The sequence below is a fragment of the Delftia sp. UME58 genome, assembly GCF_014170385.1.
GTDB lineage: Bacteria > Pseudomonadota > Gammaproteobacteria > Burkholderiales > Burkholderiaceae_C > Comamonas > Comamonas acidovorans.
In genome coordinates this window covers 1-1,007 of record NZ_LZZV01000010.1, presented here as the reverse complement: position 1 = coordinate 1,007, position 1,007 = coordinate 1, and the positions used below count along the sequence as shown (strand labels likewise).

Below are 1,007 nucleotides of genomic sequence, written 5' to 3'. Positions count from 1 at the left end.
TGCGGTTGCCACTACGCTCCTCGGTGCCCGAGCGCGAACGCGTCGGGTGCATGCAGACGGGTATCGTCATCGGACGAACGCGCGGAAGACAGGCGATGCGCCGGCACTTCGATGACCTCGCCCGCATTGATCTTGAACACCGCGACGGCTTCCGCCAGACGCTGGGCCTGCTCTTGCAACGAGCCGGCGGCAGCGGCCGCTTCTTCCACCAGCGCCGCGTTCTGCTGCGTCACTTCGTCCATCTGCGACACCGCGCGGTTCACCTGGTCGATGCCGCTGGACTGCTCGTCGGATGCCGCCGAGATCTCACCCATGATGTCCGTCACGCGCTTGACCGAGGCCACGATCTCTTGCATCGTCGCGCCTGCGCGTTCCACCTGCTGCGAACCCGCGCCCACCTTCGTGACCGAGTCTTCGATCAGGCCCTTGATTTCCTTGGCCGCTTGCGCGCTGCGTTGCGCCAGCGAACGCACTTCGCCCGCCACCACCGCGAAACCCTTGCCCTGCTCGCCCGCGCGCGCCGCTTCCACCGCGGCGTTCAGCGCCAGGATGTTCGTCTGGAACGCGATGCCGTCGATCACCGACACGATTTCCGAGATCTTGCGTGAGCTGGCGGAAATGCCCTGCATCGTGCTGACCACTTCAGACACCGCCGAACCGCCGCGCTCCGCCACGTCCGACGCGCTGGCCGCCAACTGGTTGGCCTGGCGCGCGTTGTCGGCGTTCTGCTTCACCGTGGACGCCAATTGCTCCATCGATGCAGCGGTTTCCTCAAGCGAGGCCGCCTGCTGTTCGGTCCGGCTGGACAGGTCCGTGTTGCCCGCGGAAATCTCGCGCGAGCCCACGTTGATTTCATCCACGCCGCGGCGCACCGTCGACACCGTGCGGGCCAGGCTTTCCTGCATGCGCTTGACGGCCGCCATCAGTTGGCCGATCTCGTTGGACGAGTTGACGTCCACGCGCACCGTCAGGTCGCCGCCCGCGATCTTGTCGAAACTGTCGCCAAC

At 66.3% G+C, this 1,007-nt stretch carries 1 protein-coding gene; it reads right to left on the bottom strand.

Annotation, left to right across the window (positions count from 1 at the left end; genetic code table 11):
• Nucleotides 1-11 precede the first annotated feature (11 nt).
• On the bottom strand, nucleotides 12-1,007 hold a 996-nt coding region (locus tag A9976_RS01965; RefSeq protein ID WP_183017597.1), incomplete at its 5' end, for a methyl-accepting chemotaxis protein.